Genomic DNA, 18612 nt, shown 5'->3' with positions numbered 1-18612 from the left:
CGACACGTTGTGACGGTGTGACAGCGTCAACCAGTTCGTGATGGCTACGGCTGAGCCACAGACGTCCGCTGTCGGCCCCGATTATTTGCGGCTGGCCGTCGTAGGATACCTGAGAAAGCGTGTACGACTCGATACTCATTCCGACCGACGGGAGCGAGCAGGCGAGACGAGCAATGTACCACGGGATTGGCATAGCGAACGCGTTCGATGCGACCGTACACGCACTCTACGTGATCGAAACGAAGGCTCACTACATCTTCACCAGCGCCGGCCACGATCCAGGCGAACTCGAGGAGTACCGCGACTACGGCGAGCGTGTCGTCACCGAGGTCGTCGACGAAGCGGCAGAGGAAGGCCTTTCTGCCGTCGGCTCAGTCCGGACGGGGAGTGTCGCGCAGGAGATTACGGACTACGTCGACGAGAAGGATATCGACGGCATCGTCATGGCAACGAGAGGGCGAACCGAACTCGGTGATTACATCACCGGAACGACGGCCGAGAAGGTTGTTCGGACGGCCGACGCACCTGTGACGACGATTCGGCATCGAGGATAAGAGACAGTTCACACTCGAGGGGGCAGAGTCTCAGTGGGCTCGCTCTCGTTCCAGCGTTCAGGCCACACCGCACTATCGCGTCACAGCGTTCCAGTACAGCACCCCACCCCCATCACGGTACAGCACTCCAGAACATCACTACCACTACTCCCCGAATCACGCTCGTTCGTCCACAGCCGGCTCCTCATCCGTCTCATCCTGTATCTCCGTCACCACCCCCGTTCCCGCCCGCTCGACTACCACGTCCCGGTTCTCAACCAACTCGTCGACCGCCTCCGCGAACTCCTCGGACTCGAGTGTCTCGTACTCCTCGCCAAGGCCTTTCCAGAGACTGTAACACAACACCAACAAGACGAGTGCAAACGGGAGGCCGGCAGTGATCGCCGCAGTCTGGAGTGCAGCGAGTCCGCCGCCGATGAGGAGGACGGCAGCGATGACGCCCTCGGTGAGCGCCCAGCCGATACGCTGGGTTCGCGGGGCCTGGTGGAGTCCGCCGGAGGTGATGTGGGCGAGTACCAGCGAGCCGGAGTCCGAGGACGTGACGAAGAAGGTGGTCACCAGCAAGACGGTCACGGCAGAGAGGATGGCCGTCAGGGGCAACAGCGTGTAGAGTTCGAACATGGCAACTTCCTCGCCGACCTCGAGAACCGTCTCGACGATCGTCTGGTCGGTAAACAGCTCGAAGTGAAGCGAGGTGCCGCCGAAGATGGTCATCCAGACGAACGAGAAGAGCGAGGGGAGAAACAGGACCGCCAGGATGAACTCACGGACGGTCCGGCCGCGCGAAATTCGGGCAATGAACATGCCGACGAACGGCGACCAGGCGATCCACCAACCCCAGTAGAAGATGGTCCAGTCGCCCTGCCAGCCTTCGTAAGGGGCCCCGTCGAAGGAGCCAGTCCACAGCGACAGTTCGGGAAGACTCGACAGATAGTTCCCGAGCGTCTGGGGGAACAGCCCCAGTACGAACAGCGTTGGTCCGGTGAGCAACACGGTCAGCATCAGGAACGTCATGAGAATGACGTTCAGGTTACTCAATCGGCGGATCCCTGCCTGCAACCCGAGGCCGACCGAAACCAGCGCGAAGGCGGTAATGATCCCGATAATGACGACCTGTGGCCCCGCCCCTTCGGGAACGGCAATACCAAAAACATCACTGCCGAGGAACGACAGGCCTGCGTTGATCTGCAACGCACCGAGTCCGAGCGACGTCGCGATACCGAACAGCGTCGCGAACACGGTCAGGATGTCGATAACGTGGCCCCACCAGCCGTAAATGCGCTCGCCGAGGAGCGGCCAGAACACCGAGCGGAACGTCAGCGGCAATCCTCGATTGAACGTGAAAAACGCAAGCCCTAGACCAACGAGCGCGTAGACCGCCCACGGGTGAATCCCCCAGTGGAAGTACGTAAGTGCGATTGCCGACTCCGCGCTGGCAGCGGACTCCGGCTCGGTACCGAACAACGGGTCGGCGAAGTGAAAGAGCGGCTCGCCGACGCTCCAGAACACGAGGCCGATCCCCATCCCCGCGCTGAACAACATTGCGAACCACGACAGGTCGCTAAACTCCTTGTCAGCGTCGACGCCGCCGATTCTGATCTTCCCGTACTTGCTCAGCGCGAAGTAGAGGACGACGAGGATGAACACGTTGATCGCGAGTACGTAGACCCAGTCGAACGCCGCGTTCACGCCATCTGAAACCTGGTTGAACAACAGTTCGGCCCGATCCGGTGCGAGTAACGTCCCGAACACGAACGCGAGGATGACCACCGCCGAGGTGATGACGACCTGCGGCTGGATATCTACGCCGGCGATCTGTACGTTCGTCCCTCCAGGTTCGATATCAGGATCCGCCTCGAACAATCCGTCCGTCACCCACTCGTCGTCACCGGACTCATCATCAGCCATAAATTACACGAGTGTGTTCTCAGTCACACCAGCGACACCGGCTACAGCCACGAGCACGACCATGACCACGGACACACCCACAGTCAGTCCACGGCTCACGCTCATCTGACCCGGACCCGGGATACACATACATCCCCTCCACAATCGCCGCCGTTATGAGGCCACTGCTTGCCAGACCCTGTTCTCCCTCTCTGCAGGCGAGCGCTTGCTCCACGTGCCCGATCACGTGAGGCAGAGACAAAGACAGATCCAGAGCGCAGGGACGAGACTCGGAGCTGTACCCCGACCTGTACTCGAGTCCATCAACCACGCCGAGTAGCCACTGCTGCGGACGTTGCTTGTTGACGGAAGAGACGGTAGCTTCGACGGTTCGAGAAGGGATATCTGTAACGTGTACGCGGTGCCCGGAATACCGTGGGTTGGGATCTCGTGGCACTACCGCACTACGTGTTAGTCGGGAATGTGTTCAGAAACAGCGGTTGGAGCAGAGTTGAACTACGCCGAGACGGTCGCTCTCGCGGTGCTCGAGCGCTGCGACTTGTCTGGTTCAAACTACCCGTAACAATTTTTCGAGCGATGTGCTCGTCGTGGTTCGAAAGACGCTCCGCGTCTTTCGTCATCACGAAACGGCGAAGCCGTTTCGAACGACTCCGCTCCTCGAAATGTGACGCTCGAAAAATGGGTTGGGGCAGATTTGAACCACGGTCGTTTCGCTTCGCTCCACTCCCTGATTCAAATCAGCCAAACATGACGATTCTGTCGCTCACGGATTTGTTCGCGACAGAAATAGTGGGTTGGGGCAGATTTGAACTGCCGGCCTCCTCCATGTCAAGGAGGTGTCATAACCAGACTAGACCACCAACCCGTCCGGTTTTGCGTGCATCGTGGCGCGTCGCCACCTTGTCTGCACTCGTTGGTTGCCGGCCACCCTAATTGAAGGTTTCGAATCGGACGCCGTACGCGAGTCGACCCCACGCTCCGATAGGCTTAAGTTGATGTACGGATTTGAGCATCACAACACAACAACGTACATTGGTGTCCACTATGCAGGAGTTCGTCGAACGGGTGACCGAGGGACAGGATCTAACACAATCGGAGGCTCGAGCGGCGTCGACGGCCGTCTTCGAGGAAGCCACAGAGGCCCAGATCGGTGCGTTGCTGACCGCGCTGCGTGCGAAAGGCGAGACTGAAGCCGAAATCGCCGGCTTCGCACAGGGGATGCACGAGGCCGCACGAACGATCACGCCCGACCGCGAGCCGCTGGTCGACACCTGCGGAACCGGTGGAGACGACTATAACACGATCAACGTCTCCACGACGAGCGCAATCGTCGCCGCGGGGGCAGGCGTTCCCATCGCAAAGCACGGCAACTACTCCGTCTCCTCCTCCTCCGGCAGCGCAGACGTCCTCGAGGTCGCCGGCGTCGACGTGGAGGCCGAACCGCCAGCCGTCGAAGACGCGATCGAGGACGACGGCATCGGCTTCATGCTCGCGCCGGTATTCCACCCGGCGATGAAGGCCGTCATCGGCCCGCGCAAGGAACTCGGCATGCGAACGATCTTCAACGTGCTCGGACCGCTGACGAACCCCGCAGGTGCAGACGCGCAGGTGGTCGGCGTCTACGATCCCGAACTCGTGCCGATTCTCGCGAGCGCACTTGCACGGATGGACGTCGAACGTGCGCTGGTCGTCCACGGTGCCGGCACCGACGAAATCGCGATCCACGGCGAGACGACTGTCGCCGAGGTCGAAGGCGACCACGTCGAGAAATTTACCGTCGAGCCCGCGGATCTCGGACTCTCCGGACACGCAATCGACGACATCGCAGGCGGAACCCCGGAGGAGAACGCAACCGATCTTCGCGGGATCGTCGCGGGTGACGTGACTGGAGCCAAGCGCGACGTGATCCTCGCCAACGCCGGCGCAGCGATCTACGTCGCAGGCGAAGCCGACTCCCTGTCGGAGGGTGCAACCATCGCACGCGAGGCGATCGAATCTGGCGCGGCGGCGACGAAGCTCAAGCACCTGTGCAGCGGCGCAGCTGACTCCGAGACAGCGGCCGAGGCGGAGCCGAGTGCCCAATGACGCGCGTCAAAATCTGTGGTCTGACGAACGCGGACGATCTGCAGACCGCGGTCGACGCGGGCGCTGACGCCGTCGGCGTCATCTGCGACGTTCCGGTCGACTCGCCTCGTGAAGTCGCAGTTCAGGAGGCGCGCGACCTCGTCGCGAACGTTCCACCGTTCGTCACGTCCGTTCTCGTTACGATGCCCGAAACACCGGCTGCGGCCGCCGAATTGGCCGCAACCGTCGAGCCCGACGCGCTCCAGATTCACGGCAGTCTCGAACCGGCCGCACTCGAGTCCGTTCGCGAACAGACCAGCACGGAACTCATCTACGCGGTGGATAGTCAGGCGGTCGACGAGGCCGAAGACGCCGCGGCCGCCGCTGACGCACTCCTCGTCGACAGCACCGACGAAGACGGCGGCGGTGGCACGGGCGAGACCCACGACTGGGAGCGGACCCGCGATCTCGTGGCGGCACTCGAGACGCCTGTGATTCTCGCGGGTGGGTTGACCCCCGCAAACGTTACAGAGGCGGTACAGACTGTCGAACCGTTCGCGGTCGACGTCGCGAGCGGCGTCGAGGCGACTGGCGGCGTAAAAGACACCGACGCCGTCCGGTCGTTCGTCGAGCGAGCGAGTTGTACCAACAGGGAAGCGCCGGCCCAACCCCACCCATACCACACCACACATGACTGATCTGACGCAGACGTACGACGACAGCCAGCCGGTCCAGTTCGACATCGACCGCGCACAGTTCTGTGCCCTCGCGGCCGGTGAAGAAGCGGCGACGGCGACGGCGACGGCAGCGGGTGCCAACGGCGGAAGCGACAGTGCCAACGAGCGCCCTGTCGTCGTCCGAACCGTCGCAACGCTCGACGTTGAGACGACACCGCTCACCGCGTACGCGGCCCTGACAGGTCGCTCGAGCGGCAGTGACTGTACGCGCTCGCCGTACGCCTTCCTGCTCGAGAGCGCCGACAAGACGCCCTCGAGCGACCCCGACGGTGCGTTCCGACCACGATCCGAGGGGGCTGAGCGACACGCGCGCTTTTCGTACGTCGGCTACGACCCCGATGCCGTCGTCACCGTCGACCCCGACGGAACACACGTCGAGGCACTCAGCGACCGAGCACCGCAGGCGGTACTCGAGTCCGCTACTGGGAACAGGGGAGAGAACGCTGGAGACGAGGACACCGTCGACAGCCTTCGACACGTCATGCCGGACGTCCGACTCGAGAACGTCCCGGACTACGACCGCGACCGCCAGCACCTCGACGGCGGTCTCGTCGGCTTTCTCGCCTACGACGCGGTCTACGACCTCTGGCTCGAGGAGGTCGGCTGCGAGCGGCCCGACTCGCGGTTTCCCGACGCCCAGTTCGTCCTGACGACGAAGACGCTCGCGTTCGACGAACACGACGGCACCGTCTCGCTCATCTTCACGCCAGTACTCGAGTCCGGCGACGATCCGGGTGCGGTCTACGACGAACTCCGTGAGGAAGCGGCGGCGGTCGCGTCGACGCTTCGCGACGCTGAGCAGCCAGAAACGGGCGGCTTCGTTCGCGAAAACGAGGTTGCCGGCTCACAGGCAACCTACGAGGAGAGCGTCGAACGCGCGAAAGAGCACGTTCTCGACGGCGACATCTACCAGGGAGTCATCTCCCGGACGCGAGAACTCACCGGCGAGATCGATACACTGGGCTTCTACGAGGCGATGCGTGACGTGAACCCCTCGCCGTACATGTACCTCCTCGAGCATGACGATCTGACTGTCGTCGGTGCGAGCCCCGAGACCCTGATTTCGGTTCGTGGCACGGAGATCATGTCAAATCCGATCGCGGGTACCTGCGCCCGCGGGACGAGTCCCGTCGAGGACCGTCGACTCGCAGGAGAGATGCTCGCAGACGAGAAAGAGCGCGCCGAGCACACCATGCTGGTCGACCTTGCACGAAACGACGTGCGCCGGGTCGCAGACGCCGGCTCTGTCCGTGTCGACGAATTCATGAACGTCCTGAAGTACAGCCACGTCCAGCACATCGAGTCGACGGTCACTGGGGATCTGGCCGCCGAGTCCGACGCGTTCGACGCGACGCGAGCCTCGTTCCCTGCCGGGACGCTCTCCGGCGCGCCGAAGATCCGTGCGATGGAGATCATCGACGATCTCGAGACCGAGCCCCGCGGCCTGTACGGCGGTGGTGTCGGCTACTACTCCTGGACCGGCGACGCTGATTTCGCGATCGTGATTCGAACGGCGACGGTCGAGCACGAACACGAGGACGGAAACGGGAACGGGAACGGGGACGGGAACGAAACCGCCCAGGACCGAATCCGCGTCCAGGCCGGTGCCGGACTGGTCGCCGACAGCGATCCCGAAGCCGAGTTCGAGGAGACCGAGAAGAAGATGGGCGGCGTACTCGCTGCACTCGAGAAGATCGAGTCCGAGCCCCAGGAGGTGCACCGATGAGCGAGCAACGCGTTGCCCAAGAGACGAGGACACAGCGCGGAGACGGCGAGTCCAAGCGCGTTCTCTTCATCGACAACTACGACTCGTTTACCTACAACCTCGTCGAGTACGTCAGCCAGCAGGACGACACCGAAACCGAGGTGCTGAAAAATACCGCCACACTCGAGGCGGTGCGCGCTGTCGACCCGGACGCAATCATCATCAGCCCCGGTCCCGGCCACCCGAAGAACGACCGCGACGTCGGCGTCTCGATGGACGTCCTTCGCGAATGCAGTCCGGAGATCCCCACGCTCGGCGTCTGTCTCGGCCTCGAAGCCGCCGTCTACGAGTACGGCGGCAGCGTCGGCCGGGCACCAGACCCAATCCACGGCAAGGCCTCGAGCGTCGACCACGACGGGACGGGCGTCTTCGCTGGTCTCGAGCAGGGCTTTCAGGCCGGGCGCTATCACTCACTGGTCGCGACCGAGGTTCCCGACTGCTTCGAGGTTACTGCGACGGCGATTCATAGCGGCAGTGACGGCGGTGATGATCACAACAGCGACCGCGATGACAGCAACACCCACACCCACGAACTCGTCATGGGGATTCGCCATCGCGAGTATCCACTCGAGTGCGTGCAGTTCCATCCAGAGAGTGTGCTCACTGCTGCGGGGCACGATATTATCGAGAACTTTCTCGAACAGGTGTGAGTGTGAGCAACGGCAGTCAAGCAGCGAGAAAGGAGTCGAACGAGTTGGACCGGGCGGCGATGTGGTGGAACTGGCTGCTTGCTGAATCAGGTATGTCTACCCAGAATGGTGCGGTGAGCGTGTCTGTCGTCGTTTTCAACCGAGGTAGCCGACCGTGTAGAGGCCGGCGAGGACGACCGCGGCGATGAGCCCGAGGCGGATGGCGAGTTTGATTGCGATGCGAATCGCGACGATGGCGACTGCGACGGCGGCGAGTCCCGCCAGGACGAGCAGCACCGTCGACCCCGTTAGTGGTTCGAGCATAGTCGAATCCCCGTACCCCAGTGCCGTAATCTTTCCGGATATCGTGACAACAGAGAATCACTGAGTGTTCACGACTGGTGACCCATTATCAGGGGACGCGCTTCCAGTGAGGCAACGCGTCGATTTCACCACTCTCGAATCTACTAGAATCCTGGTATATGAGCGCTCTCGACTTCACTTTCAGGATGCTCTAACAATGATTAAGGCACTTGACTACGTAGTTGTGAGCACGACCAACGAGGGCTCTCCACGGCCCTCCCACGACAGATAGGAGAGAGACATCACTCCAATCAAATTTGTGTTACTCCAACACAGGTGGGATAACAACACCACATTTTATGAGGTATGCATGAATACCAGACCTTCGTCACGAATGATGAGAGCCAGGACTCCGCAAGACCCACGAATCGACACAGCGCGACGTAACACCTGCGAGGTGACGCGCGCGTGAGCGAACACGACATCTCCGCGGCCGACCTCACCCTCCCGATCAAGCGCACCGAGGGGGAGACACTCGAGGAACGGATGACGGACAACGCCTATCACAACATCCTGCCAGCCCGCTATCTGCGCAAGGACGCTAACGGCGACCTCATCGAAGAGCAGGAAGATCTCTTCGACCGCGTTGGCAAGAACATCGCGCTGGCCGAAGCCGTCTACGAGGCCGAAACGCACGATCTCGAGATCACCGTCACGCCGGACCAGCTCAAGCCGGATCACCCGCGTCGCGACGAACTCGCCGCGGAAGTCTTCGGCGAGGGAACGACCGTAGACGACGATGTAGAGACGGTCTTGACGGAACACAACGTCAACAAGTTCACCTACGACACCGTCGTCCCGGAGCTGCCGGACGAGGTCCGCGAGCACGTCGAAGACGTCGCCGACACGTTCACCGAGGGCATGGAAAACCTGTCGTTCATGCCGAACTCGCCGACCCTGATGAACGCCGGCGACGAACTCCAGCAGCTTTCGGCCTGTTTCGTCATGTCTCCGGACGACGACCTTTCTGACATCCACGAGACGGCCAAGAAGGCCGCAGAGGTCTTCCAGTCCGGCGGCGGCGTCGGCTACGGGTTCTGGAAACTGCGTCCCTACGGCGACGCAGTCGGCTCCACAGGCGGCATCGCCTCCGGGCCGATCACCTTCATGCGCACGTACGACCAGCTCTGTGAGACCATCGCCCAGGGTGGCACCCGCCGCGGTGCCCAGATGGGCATCATGCGCGTCTCCCACCCCGACGTTATCGAGTTCATCCACGCGAAGAACAAGGACGTTTCCCTGGCCCACTGTCTCCGTCTCAACGACCCCGACGACTACACCTACACGTCCTTCAGCGAGGCACTCGAGGAGGCCCGTGATCTGATCGACGAGGACGGGCGCGTTCCAAAGCACCTTCGCAACGCTGTCGAAGGGCATCTCTCTAATTTCAACATCTCCGTCGGCGTCACTGACGGGTTCATGGAAGCGCTGCAGAACGGCGAGGAGTACACCTTCACCAACCCACGGACCGAGGAACCGCACATCGCGACCGAGGAAACCAAGGAGATGTACAGCCGCTACGACCTCGGCGAGCACATCGAGGTCGGCGAGCCGCTGTCGATCCCTGCAGAACTCATCTGGGAGCGGATCGTCGAGGGCGCCCACGAAAACGGCGAGCCTGGCGTGATCTATCTCGAACGGGTCAACAAGGAGCACTCCTTCGACACCGAGGAACACGAAGATCACCGTATCCTGGCGACGAACCCCTGTGTAACCGGAGATAGCCTCATCAGCACTGAACGCGGTCTCATTCCTGCCGAAGAGCTGTATGAGCAGGGCGTTGCCACCGACGTCGTCGTTGACGGACGACTTAGCGAAGATTCGATCAAAGAAGCCAGTAGCGTCTACAAAACTGGTGAGAAAGACGTCTACAAACTCACGACCAAAGAAGGGTACGAGCTTCGACTCACGGCAGACCACCGCGTCATGACTGCTGACGGGTGGGTCGAAGCACAGAACCTCGATACTGGTGACACGGTTCATATCCAGAACCGGAAGGGGAAGTTCGGGCAGCACGGAACCGCTGAGCAAGGCCGGACGCTGGGGTGGCTCGTCGGGGACGGCCACCTCAAACACAGCGAAGAGCGTGCTGTCTTGAACTTCTACGATGAGGATGCCGAAATTTCCGAAGCGTTCGCCGAAGACGTAAACGAAGTTGTTCGCGAACCACTCGGAAACGCGAACTACGAAATCGGCGTCAACTCAATCAGTCGCCACGATGAGTATCGTGGCGCTCAGGCGATCGAACAACGGATTCGATCGACTCGCCTGTATGAATACGCTGAAGAAGTCGGACTCACCGAAGAGAAGCTTCAGGTCCCCGATACAGTGATGCGGGGCAGTGAAGAGATGGCTCGTGGATTCCTCCAATCGCTATTCACGGCAGACGGCTGTGTTCAGGGGAACGTCGAAAAGGGCGTTTCCGTTCGGTTGTGGAGTTCCGACGCCGATCTCCTTAGCGAGGTCCAGCAACTCCTGCTCAACTTCGGTATCGCCAGCAAGGTCTACGAAAACCGCAAGGAAGCTGGCACTCGAGAACTCTCTGACGGTTGCGGTGGAACGAAAGCGTACGAGACGAAGGCACAGCATGAACTCGTCATCGTCAAGGATAACCTCGAACGCTTCGCTGACGAGATCGGGTTCTTGCTCGAGTACAAGACCGAGGCGCTCGAGGAACGTCTGTCGGAGTACGACCGCGGTCCGTACAGTGAACAGTTCGAAGTGACCGTCGAATCCGTCGAATCCGACGGGCACGAAGCGGTCTACGACCTGACGGAGCCAGATACGCATTCGTTTGTCGCGAACGGATTCGTTGTTCACAACTGTGGCGAACAGCCACTCGAGGAGAACGAAGCCTGTAACCTCGGTCACATCAACCTCTCGACGCTCGCAGATACGGACGCTCCCGACTGGCGCGTCTGGTCCGAGGCCCACGCGGACGAGTACGACTCGCAGGCCGAGGCGGTCGACGCCTTCCTCGAGGAAGCCATCGACTACGAGGAGTTCGACGAGCGCATTTCCTACGGTACCCGATTCCTCGAGAACGTCGTGACGATGTCCGACTTCCCGGTCGAGGATATCGAGCAGACCGTCCGCGACATGCGCAAGATCGGCCTGGGTATCATGGGGCTCGCACAGCTCTACATCCAGCTTGGCATCCGCTACGGTAGCGAGGAGGGGAACGAAGTCGCCCGCCAGCTGATGACCCACATCAACCACGGCGCGAAGGCGACGAGCCACGAACTCGCGACCGAGCGCGGCTCGTTCAACGACTGGGACGACTCCAAGTACGCGAACCCAACCGAGTACCGCGAGTGGTTCGAACACCAGACGGGAGAGGACGCCGACGATTGGGAGGATGGCTTCCCAATTCGGAACCACAACGTCACGACCATCGCACCCACTGGAACGACGAGCATGGTCGGCAACACCACTGGCGGCTGTGAGCCGATCTACAACGTCGCCTACTACAAGAACGTCACCGACGACGTCCAGGGCGACGAGATGCTCGTCGAGTTCGACGACTACTTCCTCCGAACCCTCGAGGCGAACGACATCGACGTCGACGCCGTCAAGGAAGAGGCCCAGGAGCAGATGGCGACCAACCAGTTCGAGGGCGTCGAAGGACTCTCGACGGTGCCAGACGCGATCGGTGAACTGTTCGTCATCACCTCAGACCTCTCGGCAAAACAGCACGCTGCAGTCCAGTGTGCCTGCCAGAAGGGCGTCGACTCCGCCATCTCGAAGACCGTCAACGCGCCGAACGACTCCAGTCTCGAGGACGCCAAGGATGTCTTCGAGTGGGTCTACGAAAACGGCGGCAAGGGCGTCACCTACTACCGCGACGGCACCCGCTCGAAGCAGGTGCTCACCACGCGCGCGGACAACGCCGACTTCGCCGACGAAACCGAAGCGGCAGAAGCGCTCGTCGACCAGATCGACGAGATCTTCGGCGGACTCGAGACCTTCCTCGAGAGCGAGGACGTGCAGGCGGCCCTCGATGAGGACATCGACGCGCTCGCTTCCGAGCCAGACCAGTTCCGCGATCCCGACGCCGAACCGGTTCACGTCGACTTCACCGAAAAGCGCGAACGACCCGACGCACTCCAGGGCGTCAGCCAGCGCATCGACACCGGATACGGCAAAGTCTACGTGACGATCAACGAGGACCCAGAAACCGGCCAGCCGTTCGAGCTGTTCGCCAACATCGGCCACTCGGGTGGCTTTACGAACTCCTTCACCGAGGCGCTCGCGAAGGTCATCTCGACCTCGCTGCGCTCGGGTGTCGACCCAGAGGAGATCGTCGACGAACTCTGTGGCACCCGCTCGCCGAAGATTGCCTGGGACAAGGGCGAACAGATCCAATCGATTCCGGACGCCATCGGCACCGCAATGCGCCGATACCTGGAGAACGAGATCGACAAACCCTACCCGACCCAGCAGACGCTCGAAGACGCGGCCGAAGCGGATACTGAAGCCGAGTTCAGCGAGCCGGAAACCGACGGCGGCGCCGGTGTCGCCGACCGCGACACCGAGGACGCGACGCAGGACCTCATCGACGCCGGCGAGTCGCCGGAATGTCCATCCTGTGGCGCACTCTCGCTGTACTTCTCCGAAGGCTGCAAGACCTGCGAGTCCTGTGGCTGGAGCGAGTGCTAACTGGCAGGAGTCGCCTGCCAGCTGACGGCACAATCACGACGAAGCGGACCACCTCTCTCCTCTTCGATTTTTGCGCTTCAGATCCGTCTCTCGCTGCCTGGGCCGCTCTCACGAAAAGTCGTCTACGTGATGGCTCGGCGTCTCGTTCTCGGTAACCCGGTTCCCTGTAACCACGCGCCGAACCGCGTTCGTCCCGTTCTTTCGCAAAAACCGACCCAGTTCAGGAACCGTCGGCGACGACCGGTACGGACCCAGCGTCTCCGGAACCCGCGGCTCGAAATCTGGGTCGTTCAGATTCTGTACACCTTCGACCAGCAACTCCCCAAGTATCGACCGCTGTCGCCGTTTGACTGCGCCGTACGTATCTCGCGGCTCGATCGGAACGTCGTCGACGGCGACGATCCGCCCGCCGTCGACCCGCTGCGTGAGCTGTTGGAGCGTCACGCCTGCCGCCGGTTCGTCTTCGAGATACTCCCAGAACGCTCCGATTCGCCCACGATACTCTCGGATGTCCCCCAGATGAAACGAGAGCACACCGTACTCGAGTGCCGCCAAGATCCGACCGGTCAGGAGCCCGAAGCCAAAACGGATCGCGACGTCGGTTTCGGTAGCAATCCTGTCGACGAGCGGGTCGGGGAGCGACCGCCAGCGGTCGTCCTCCCAGAGCGGCGAACAGCGGACGACGGTCGACTCAGTGAGTGCATCGACCGTCGAGTAGTGATGGCGTTCATCGTACGCCGGCGGGCCGCGAATTGCTCTCGAAAGCTCGGTGGCCGCACAGACGGGGAGTAATGAGCCCCAGCTCCGGAACCGGCGGGCCAGATACGACGGAGACTGGTCGCGAAGACGAAACTCGTCGTCGTTGATAACGATGAGCGGGAACTCGACCGACGTCTGTTCAGCGAGTTCTCGAATCGCCGACAGCTGATACGCGGGGCAACACTCGTCGTCGAGGAGAACGCAAACGCGCTCGCAGTCCATCGGCGTACTGTACGTGAATTGGGGGTTTCAACGCTCGTTCCCATTCCCGTAGCTGCAAGTGATACGAACTGTTAAGTGGAAATGTATTGTGTCCCAGACACGATCGAGTAGCTATCCACTGTGTTCATACGAACGGAACGCATCGGTCGAACCGAATGGTGTGCGTCTCGAGGACAAGTGACTGCCGACGACCAGTACCCGAACCAGCACCGACACTGGCACTGCCCGGTGGGCGACCCGACCAGTGTCGTCACCGCACTCTTGTTCTGTCCAATGACTGAGTCGAGCGAGTCGAATACGGCGGGTGCAGTGGGTTCAGAGGATGCAGAGGGTGCAGAGGATTCAGAGGATTCAGAGGATTCAGGGGATGCAGAGGGTGCAGAGGACTCAGAGAATAGAGAACACCCAGCGAACTCCGAACACAGACGAAACGGCCGCCCCTGCCCACACTGTGAAACACCAATGTACAAACGCCACTGCAAGTACATCTGTCCACAACACGGCGTCGTCTTCGACTGCGCAGACACGTTCTGGGTGTAGCACGGATCGGATCGGAGAGTTCGACTCGTACTCGAGTCCCGCCGCTGTGAACGATCCAGTCTCGTTTCGCTTTCGCTCTCTGTCCGTCCTTTCCTGTCCCCGATCCAACGACCAGCGAACGGAGCGTACTCAACCGTCGATCGCAGATTGCTCGTCGGTACGTGTCCTGAAAACGCGATAGGCGGGACCGGCGAGCAAGACTAGCGCAGCGAGACAGCATGCGAGCGTCAGTACGAGGCCCAGTTCGCCGAACCCGCCGGCGGTGACGGTGCCAGCCGACGCGCCGACGACGACTGCTGCGATCGTCCACGGAAGTTCACCGATCGCGGTTCCGATCACGAGGTGCCGATACCTGACGCCGCTGACGGCCGCAGCACAGGTCGAGATATCGGACGGGATCGGTGCCAGACGTGACGCGATGACACCCCGGATAGGGCCCGCGGTATCGAAGTATCGGTCGATGACGGCGGTAGTCCGTCCCAGTGCGGAACCAATCCAGCCGGCTTCGGTCGGCTCTCGGCGTTCGGAAACCGAAGTCGACACAGCCGTGTTTCCATCAGGGCCAGTCGTGGACGGACGGCTCGAGCCACGCCCGGTAGTAGCTCTGGCGACCAGAAAAATCGGCGTCACTGTGACGATCACGCCAGCGAGGGCGATCGGTACACCCATCGTCACGCCAAAACCGTAGCCGACGACCGCGGCCAGCGGCGTCGTCGGCCAGGCAAACAACGGCCGAACGAGATAGAGGGCACCGATTGCACCCCCGAAGAGTGTTGGACTCGCCGTCACCGACTCGAGTGTCGCCACGGTCGCAGTCGGCGAGACGAGCAGCCCCGCGGTGACCGCTGCGCTGGCGACCACCACGCCAGCGAGTACTCGAGTCGACACCGAGGGAACCGACATCGGTCGAGATTTTGGAGCAGGTATTGAAGCTTTTGTGCTCTGGTGGCGCACCGAATCGGAGAACTGGACACCAACTAGTCGCCATCAGTCGCTCAGAACGGCCACGCCGGCCGAAACGTCACAACGTTTATTCGCGCTGCTCTGTGAGCACTCATCGATGGTGCGTGACGGGGCCGACTCCGACGGTTCGACAGCCGACGATGGCAGCGGAGACGCTGGTTCAACACCTGAAACGGGTCGTGAGCCTGCCGACGGTGAACGACTGACGGATTGGCAGGACCGGCGTGGCGAAGGCGAACACCAAACGACGGCGGCGGCCCCGTCGGAGGCTGGCAAACGACAGCGTCCGGATACCGAGACGGACGATACCGACTCCGGAAACACGGCCGCACGCTATACACACGACGACGACCGCGTCGAACTCGGCCTCGCGTTGCTCGAGCGACTCGAGCACGACTCGCTCTCGCTCGCCGATGTCGTCGACCGCATCGAGACGGTGACGAGCGATCCGACGGTCACGCGGACGATTCTCGACGAGGCCGAACTTCGTGGAATTATCGACCGCGAAGACGGAATCGTCCGTCCGAAGAGCCGTCAGTACGTCCGCTTCGAACAAGATGTCGTCCAGCGAGAGGGAGAGTTCGACTGTCAGCGCTGTGGCTGCGGGCTCTCGACGGGACACTTCATCAAACTCGAGGCGGGCGAACTCGGCCCCTTCGGCTCCTCGTGCATTCGGAAGGTTACGGGCCGGGATACGGACTGAGAGCGACGAATATGAACGGGTCAGGTTTCGAATCGACACAATCTGCATCTGCAGACTCAGTGCCGTACTGGCTCTGGAACGCACTCCCGCTGGTGGGTATCGTCCTCCTCGGGTGGGATCCGCTGGTCGTCGTCCTTCTCTACTGGCTCGAATTCGGCGTGCTCCTGTTGCTGAACGCGCCGAAAATCATGCTGGCCAGCGGCGACCGGACGGGACGACTGCCGGACGATGTCGTCTGCTGGCCCGACGGCCCAACAATTCGCCTCGGAACGGCCTGGCTTGCTATCCTCTCGGTCGTCGTCTACGGAGTTGCGTACCTCGTCGTGACGAGCGGATCGCCACTCTGGTCCGTGTTCGGCGAGATGACGCTTTCGAGAGGCAGTACGGGCGAGATCGCGGCCGGAACCGTGATGCTCACGGTCGGAGCGATGCTCGGCTCACAGTTGCTCGCATTTAGAGCTGAATTTATCGGCGAGTGCGAATACGAACGTGTCACGCCCGCGGTGCAGTTCGTCCGACCGATCGGACAACTCTGGCTGTTCTTCCTCGTGCTCCTCTTTGCAAGCGGCCACACTGTCTTCGACGGGAATCCGACGGTGCTCGCGACGGCGTTGATCCTGCTCAAGACCACAGGTGACGCGCTGGCGAAGCGTGGACTTCGCGTTCAGCCACCTTCCGGAGCCGCCAGATCACGAACCGAATCGTTCACACCGACTGCACCGCCCGACTGGACCGGCGAGCCTTCGGTACGCGCCCTCACTCTCGTCTGGACCCCGGTCATCGTCGCCGGTTCGGCGCTCGCCGGGACTCTCACACTCGGCCTCTACGGACTCCTTATCCTCGAGGTGATCGGTCATCCGTACACCGGTGTGCTCGCCCTCGGAGGTATACTGCTCGTCACCACACTCAGTCTCACCGCGTTCGGTGTCGGCGTTCTCCGCCGACGATACGGAGGACTCGAGTACCGAATCTATCCGACAGGGGTCGCAATGTACAACACGCGACACGAGACAGTTGCCCGGTTCGTCCCACACCGGGCTATCGAGGACTGCACGTGCTACCGCGGCATCCTACCCCGAGTACTTAACCTCGGCTCGGTCTGCCTTCGACTCGAGGAGCCGCCAACCGGAGCGCGGGACGGTCGATTTCGAACGGTGTTCTCGAGTACCGAGAGCGCTTCGTTCGGAGCGGACGATGACGACGTGGATGTCATGTTGCGGGCGCTCCCAGCGACAGAGGCACGGCGTGCCAGGGAGTTGATCGACAACCGCCATCGACAGCACCAAAATGAAGTGAAGGCTGCGTGAGGAGAAAGAGAAGTATGGTTGCTGGTATCGGGGACGGCTATAATCGGACCCAGAACCAGACGAAGCCGGACCAGACGAAGCCAGACCAGACTGGACTGAGCTAAAACAAAAAAGAGCCTGAAACGCGACTACCGACCCTGTCGAAGCTCAGTGATCAACTGCTCGATCGTCTCCTGTTGTCGCTCGATGAGTTCGTTCTGTTCCTCGACGGCCGTCTCGAGTGCATCGAGTCGATCGAGCACCGCTGGTGCGGGTGCGGGTGCGGGTTCGTGGGTGGGATCAGTATCGAGGGCAGCATCGCCATCGGTCGTACTCGAGTCGGCTGGTTCTTCGAAGATCGGGTCGGTGTCGACAATGCCGGCCTCTCCTGTGCGGTCCTCGTCAGGTGAGTCGGTAGCGACATCGCTACCTGTCGGTGTGGACTGCGCTGAGTCAGCCGAGCCGACGCCCGTCGACGACTCCTGGTTTTGCTGTCCCCACTCCGCTACGCTGGAGGTCTCGCTCGATGTGTTCGCCTGCGTCTGTGTTTGGGTTTGGGCCTGGGCCTGGGTTTGTGTCTCCTGCTGGGCGAGTGGGTCCGAGGCCGCGGCCTGGCTGGCCTGTGCCTCGGTGTCGGACATCGACTGGTCCTGTGGTTGCGATTGGGATTGAGTCTGTGGCTGTGTCTGTTCCCGAGCACGACCACTATCCTCCCGGTCTGAAAGCTCCGGCGGATTCGCATCGAGCGGATCGACACTGTCGCCGAAGTCCATCGACGAGGTGGATTCGTCAGGCTCGTCGTCCTCGTCTACCCCGACAACGTCATTGAGTTCGGCGAGCGACTCCACGTCGTGGTAGTCAAACAGCGCCCGCTGAAGGCGTTCCCGGAGATCGTTCGCCTCATCGTTCGGCGCTTTGATCCGCTGTGGACGACCGTCAACCGCGAGGACAATCTGCGTCGCAACGCTGCCGTCTTCGAAGGCGAGGTTCGTCACGTCCTCGAAAGCGTACTCCTCGTAATCCTCGTCCCAGACGGCAGCGCCGATGTGCTTGACCAGCCGATCACTCGTGATGATCAGCGTCAGCTCACTGAAACGGTAGGTCTGGACAACCGTCTCACCGGCATCCGTAATTCCGTTACCGTTCAACACACCCGCAATGACCGGGTGCAACACGTCGTCCGTCGCCTTCGATGGCACGGTAAACTGCCTGTCGTCCTCGAGTGGGTACTCGAGTGTGAACTTGGTTTTGCGTCGGCCTTCCGAAAGGGTGAGTCGGTCGGCGTCGTGTGGGTAGTCGTCGACTGATTCATCGCTCAGCAGACCCTCGGAGCGATAGACGAGTGTTCTCGAAGATGTGACGAAGAGTTCGTCCTCCCCCCCGAGCGAGACTCGTGCGGCGATCTCCTCGCCATCGAGAGTAGATTGAACGATGCCGGGAACGTTCATGGGTCGCAGTTC

At 61.6% G+C, this 18612-nt stretch carries 14 protein-coding genes and 1 tRNA gene; 9 read left to right on the top strand and 6 right to left on the bottom strand.

Features of this window, described 5'->3' with window-relative positions; all coding sequences use genetic code 11:
• Window positions 1-119 precede the first annotated feature (119 nt).
• Window positions 120-554 (top strand): universal stress protein, encoded by a 435-nt coding sequence (locus tag NMAG_RS00355; protein ID WP_004267058.1) that lies wholly within the window; start codon window positions 120-122, stop codon window positions 552-554.
• Between the two features lie 156 nt (window positions 555-710).
• Here NMAG_RS00355 and NMAG_RS00350 read toward each other — a convergent pair whose 3' ends face one another.
• Together NMAG_RS00350 and NMAG_RS00345 are read right to left on the bottom strand one after the other, a co-directional pair.
• The gene (locus tag NMAG_RS00350; RefSeq protein ID WP_004267057.1) at window positions 711-2462 is read right to left on the bottom strand and encodes a BCCT family transporter; all 1752 of its coding nucleotides are present in this window, start codon (window positions 2460-2462) and stop codon (window positions 711-713) included.
• A 790-nt stretch (window positions 2463-3252) separates the two neighbouring features.
• Window positions 3253-3327: transfer RNA gene (locus NMAG_RS00345), tRNA-Val, on the bottom strand.
• 179 nt (window positions 3328-3506) lie between these two features.
• Between NMAG_RS00345 and trpD the strand changes: the two genes are divergently transcribed.
• The 4 genes from trpD to trpG are packed head-to-tail and all read left to right on the top strand — an operon-like array spanning window position 3507 to window position 7678.
• Window positions 3507-4547 (top strand): anthranilate phosphoribosyltransferase, encoded by a 1041-nt coding sequence (gene trpD, locus NMAG_RS00340; RefSeq protein WP_004267056.1) that lies wholly within the window; start codon window positions 3507-3509, stop codon window positions 4545-4547.
• Entirely contained in the window at window positions 4544-5224 is a 681-nt protein-coding gene (locus NMAG_RS00335; RefSeq protein WP_004267055.1) for a phosphoribosylanthranilate isomerase, read from the top strand. The genes trpD and NMAG_RS00335 overlap by 4 nt, the downstream gene beginning before the upstream one ends.
• A complete protein-coding gene (gene trpE, locus NMAG_RS00330) occupies window positions 5217-6989 on the top strand; it encodes an anthranilate synthase component I (protein WP_004267054.1) in 1773 nt (590 codons plus the stop codon). Before NMAG_RS00335 ends, trpE begins: the two co-directional genes overlap by 8 nt.
• A complete protein-coding gene (gene trpG / locus NMAG_RS00325) occupies window positions 6986-7678 on the top strand; it encodes an anthranilate synthase component II (RefSeq protein ID WP_004267053.1) in 693 nt (230 codons plus the stop codon). The genes trpE and trpG overlap by 4 nt, the downstream gene beginning before the upstream one ends.
• Before the next feature lie 135 nt (window positions 7679-7813).
• Here the strand turns inward: trpG and NMAG_RS21860 are convergent, their stop codons facing one another.
• Window positions 7814-7981 carry a hypothetical protein gene (locus NMAG_RS21860; RefSeq protein WP_004267052.1) on the bottom strand — a complete coding sequence of 56 codons (168 nt, stop codon included), beginning with the start codon at window positions 7979-7981 and terminating at the stop codon, window positions 7814-7816.
• Window positions 7982-8428: 447 nt separating this feature from the next.
• Here NMAG_RS21860 and NMAG_RS00320 point away from each other — a divergent pair, with 447 nt between their 5' ends.
• Complete coding sequence (locus NMAG_RS00320) at window positions 8429-12679, top strand: intein-containing adenosylcobalamin-dependent ribonucleoside-diphosphate reductase (protein WP_004267051.1); 4251 nt, start codon at window positions 8429-8431, stop codon at window positions 12677-12679.
• A 108-nt stretch (window positions 12680-12787) separates the two neighbouring features.
• Here NMAG_RS00320 and NMAG_RS00315 read toward each other — a convergent pair whose 3' ends face one another.
• Complete coding sequence (locus NMAG_RS00315; protein ID WP_004267050.1) at window positions 12788-13660, bottom strand: formyltransferase family protein; 873 nt, start codon at window positions 13658-13660, stop codon at window positions 12788-12790.
• A gap of 309 nt (window positions 13661-13969) precedes the next feature.
• Here NMAG_RS00315 and NMAG_RS22335 point away from each other — a divergent pair, with 309 nt between their 5' ends.
• The gene (locus tag NMAG_RS22335; RefSeq protein WP_237076830.1) at window positions 13970-14200 is read left to right on the top strand and encodes an HVO_2523 family zinc finger protein; all 231 of its coding nucleotides are present in this window, start codon (window positions 13970-13972) and stop codon (window positions 14198-14200) included.
• Window positions 14201-14329: 129 nt separating this feature from the next.
• On the opposite strand, the gene NMAG_RS00305 is transcribed toward NMAG_RS22335, so the two are convergent.
• Complete coding sequence (locus tag NMAG_RS00305) at window positions 14330-15103, bottom strand: TVP38/TMEM64 family protein (protein ID WP_004267048.1); 774 nt, start codon at window positions 15101-15103, stop codon at window positions 14330-14332.
• Between the two features lie 262 nt (window positions 15104-15365).
• On the opposite strand from NMAG_RS00305, the gene NMAG_RS00300 reads away from it, so the two are divergent.
• Entirely contained in the window at window positions 15366-15866 is a 501-nt protein-coding gene (locus NMAG_RS00300) for a DUF5830 family protein (RefSeq protein WP_394295561.1), read from the top strand.
• An 11-nt stretch (window positions 15867-15877) separates the two neighbouring features.
• Window positions 15878-17173 carry a DUF6498-containing protein gene (locus tag NMAG_RS00295; RefSeq protein WP_004267046.1) on the top strand — a complete coding sequence of 432 codons (1296 nt, stop codon included), beginning with the start codon at window positions 15878-15880 and terminating at the stop codon, window positions 17171-17173.
• 128 nt (window positions 17174-17301) lie between these two features.
• On the opposite strand, the gene NMAG_RS00290 is transcribed toward NMAG_RS00295, so the two are convergent.
• Window positions 17302-18600, bottom strand: a complete 1299-nt coding sequence (locus NMAG_RS00290; RefSeq protein WP_004267045.1) for a DUF7115 domain-containing protein — start codon at window positions 18598-18600, stop codon at window positions 17302-17304.
• Window positions 18601-18612 lie beyond the last annotated feature (12 nt).

The organism is Natrialba magadii ATCC 43099 (assembly GCF_000025625.1).
GTDB classification, from domain to species: domain Archaea; phylum Halobacteriota; class Halobacteria; order Halobacteriales; family Natrialbaceae; genus Natrialba; species Natrialba magadii.
This window is presented reverse-complemented; position numbering and strand designations above follow the sequence as displayed.

Bases quoted from the DNA above. Each gene is read 5' to 3' on its own strand.
- NMAG_RS00350 (WP_004267057.1), bottom strand. From the start codon at position 2,462: ATGGCTGATGATGAGTCCGGTGACGACGAGTGGGTGACGGACGGATTG.
- trpD (WP_004267056.1), top strand. From the start codon at position 3,507: ATGCAGGAGTTCGTCGAACGGGTGACCGAGGGACAGGATCTAACACAA.
- NMAG_RS00335 (WP_004267055.1), top strand. From the start codon at position 4,544: ATGACGCGCGTCAAAATCTGTGGTCTGACGAACGCGGACGATCTGCAG.
- trpE (WP_004267054.1), top strand. From the start codon at position 5,217: ATGACTGATCTGACGCAGACGTACGACGACAGCCAGCCGGTCCAGTTC.
- trpG (WP_004267053.1), top strand. From the start codon at position 6,986: ATGAGCGAGCAACGCGTTGCCCAAGAGACGAGGACACAGCGCGGAGAC.
- NMAG_RS21860 (WP_004267052.1), bottom strand. From the start codon at position 7,981: ATGCTCGAACCACTAACGGGGTCGACGGTGCTGCTCGTCCTGGCGGGA.
- NMAG_RS00315 (WP_004267050.1), bottom strand. From the start codon at position 13,660: ATGGACTGCGAGCGCGTTTGCGTTCTCCTCGACGACGAGTGTTGCCCC.
- NMAG_RS00305 (WP_004267048.1), bottom strand. From the start codon at position 15,103: ATGTCGGTTCCCTCGGTGTCGACTCGAGTACTCGCTGGCGTGGTGGTC.
- NMAG_RS00295 (WP_004267046.1), top strand. From the start codon at position 15,878: ATGAACGGGTCAGGTTTCGAATCGACACAATCTGCATCTGCAGACTCA.
- NMAG_RS00290 (WP_004267045.1), bottom strand. From the start codon at position 18,600: ATGAACGTTCCCGGCATCGTTCAATCTACTCTCGATGGCGAGGAGATC.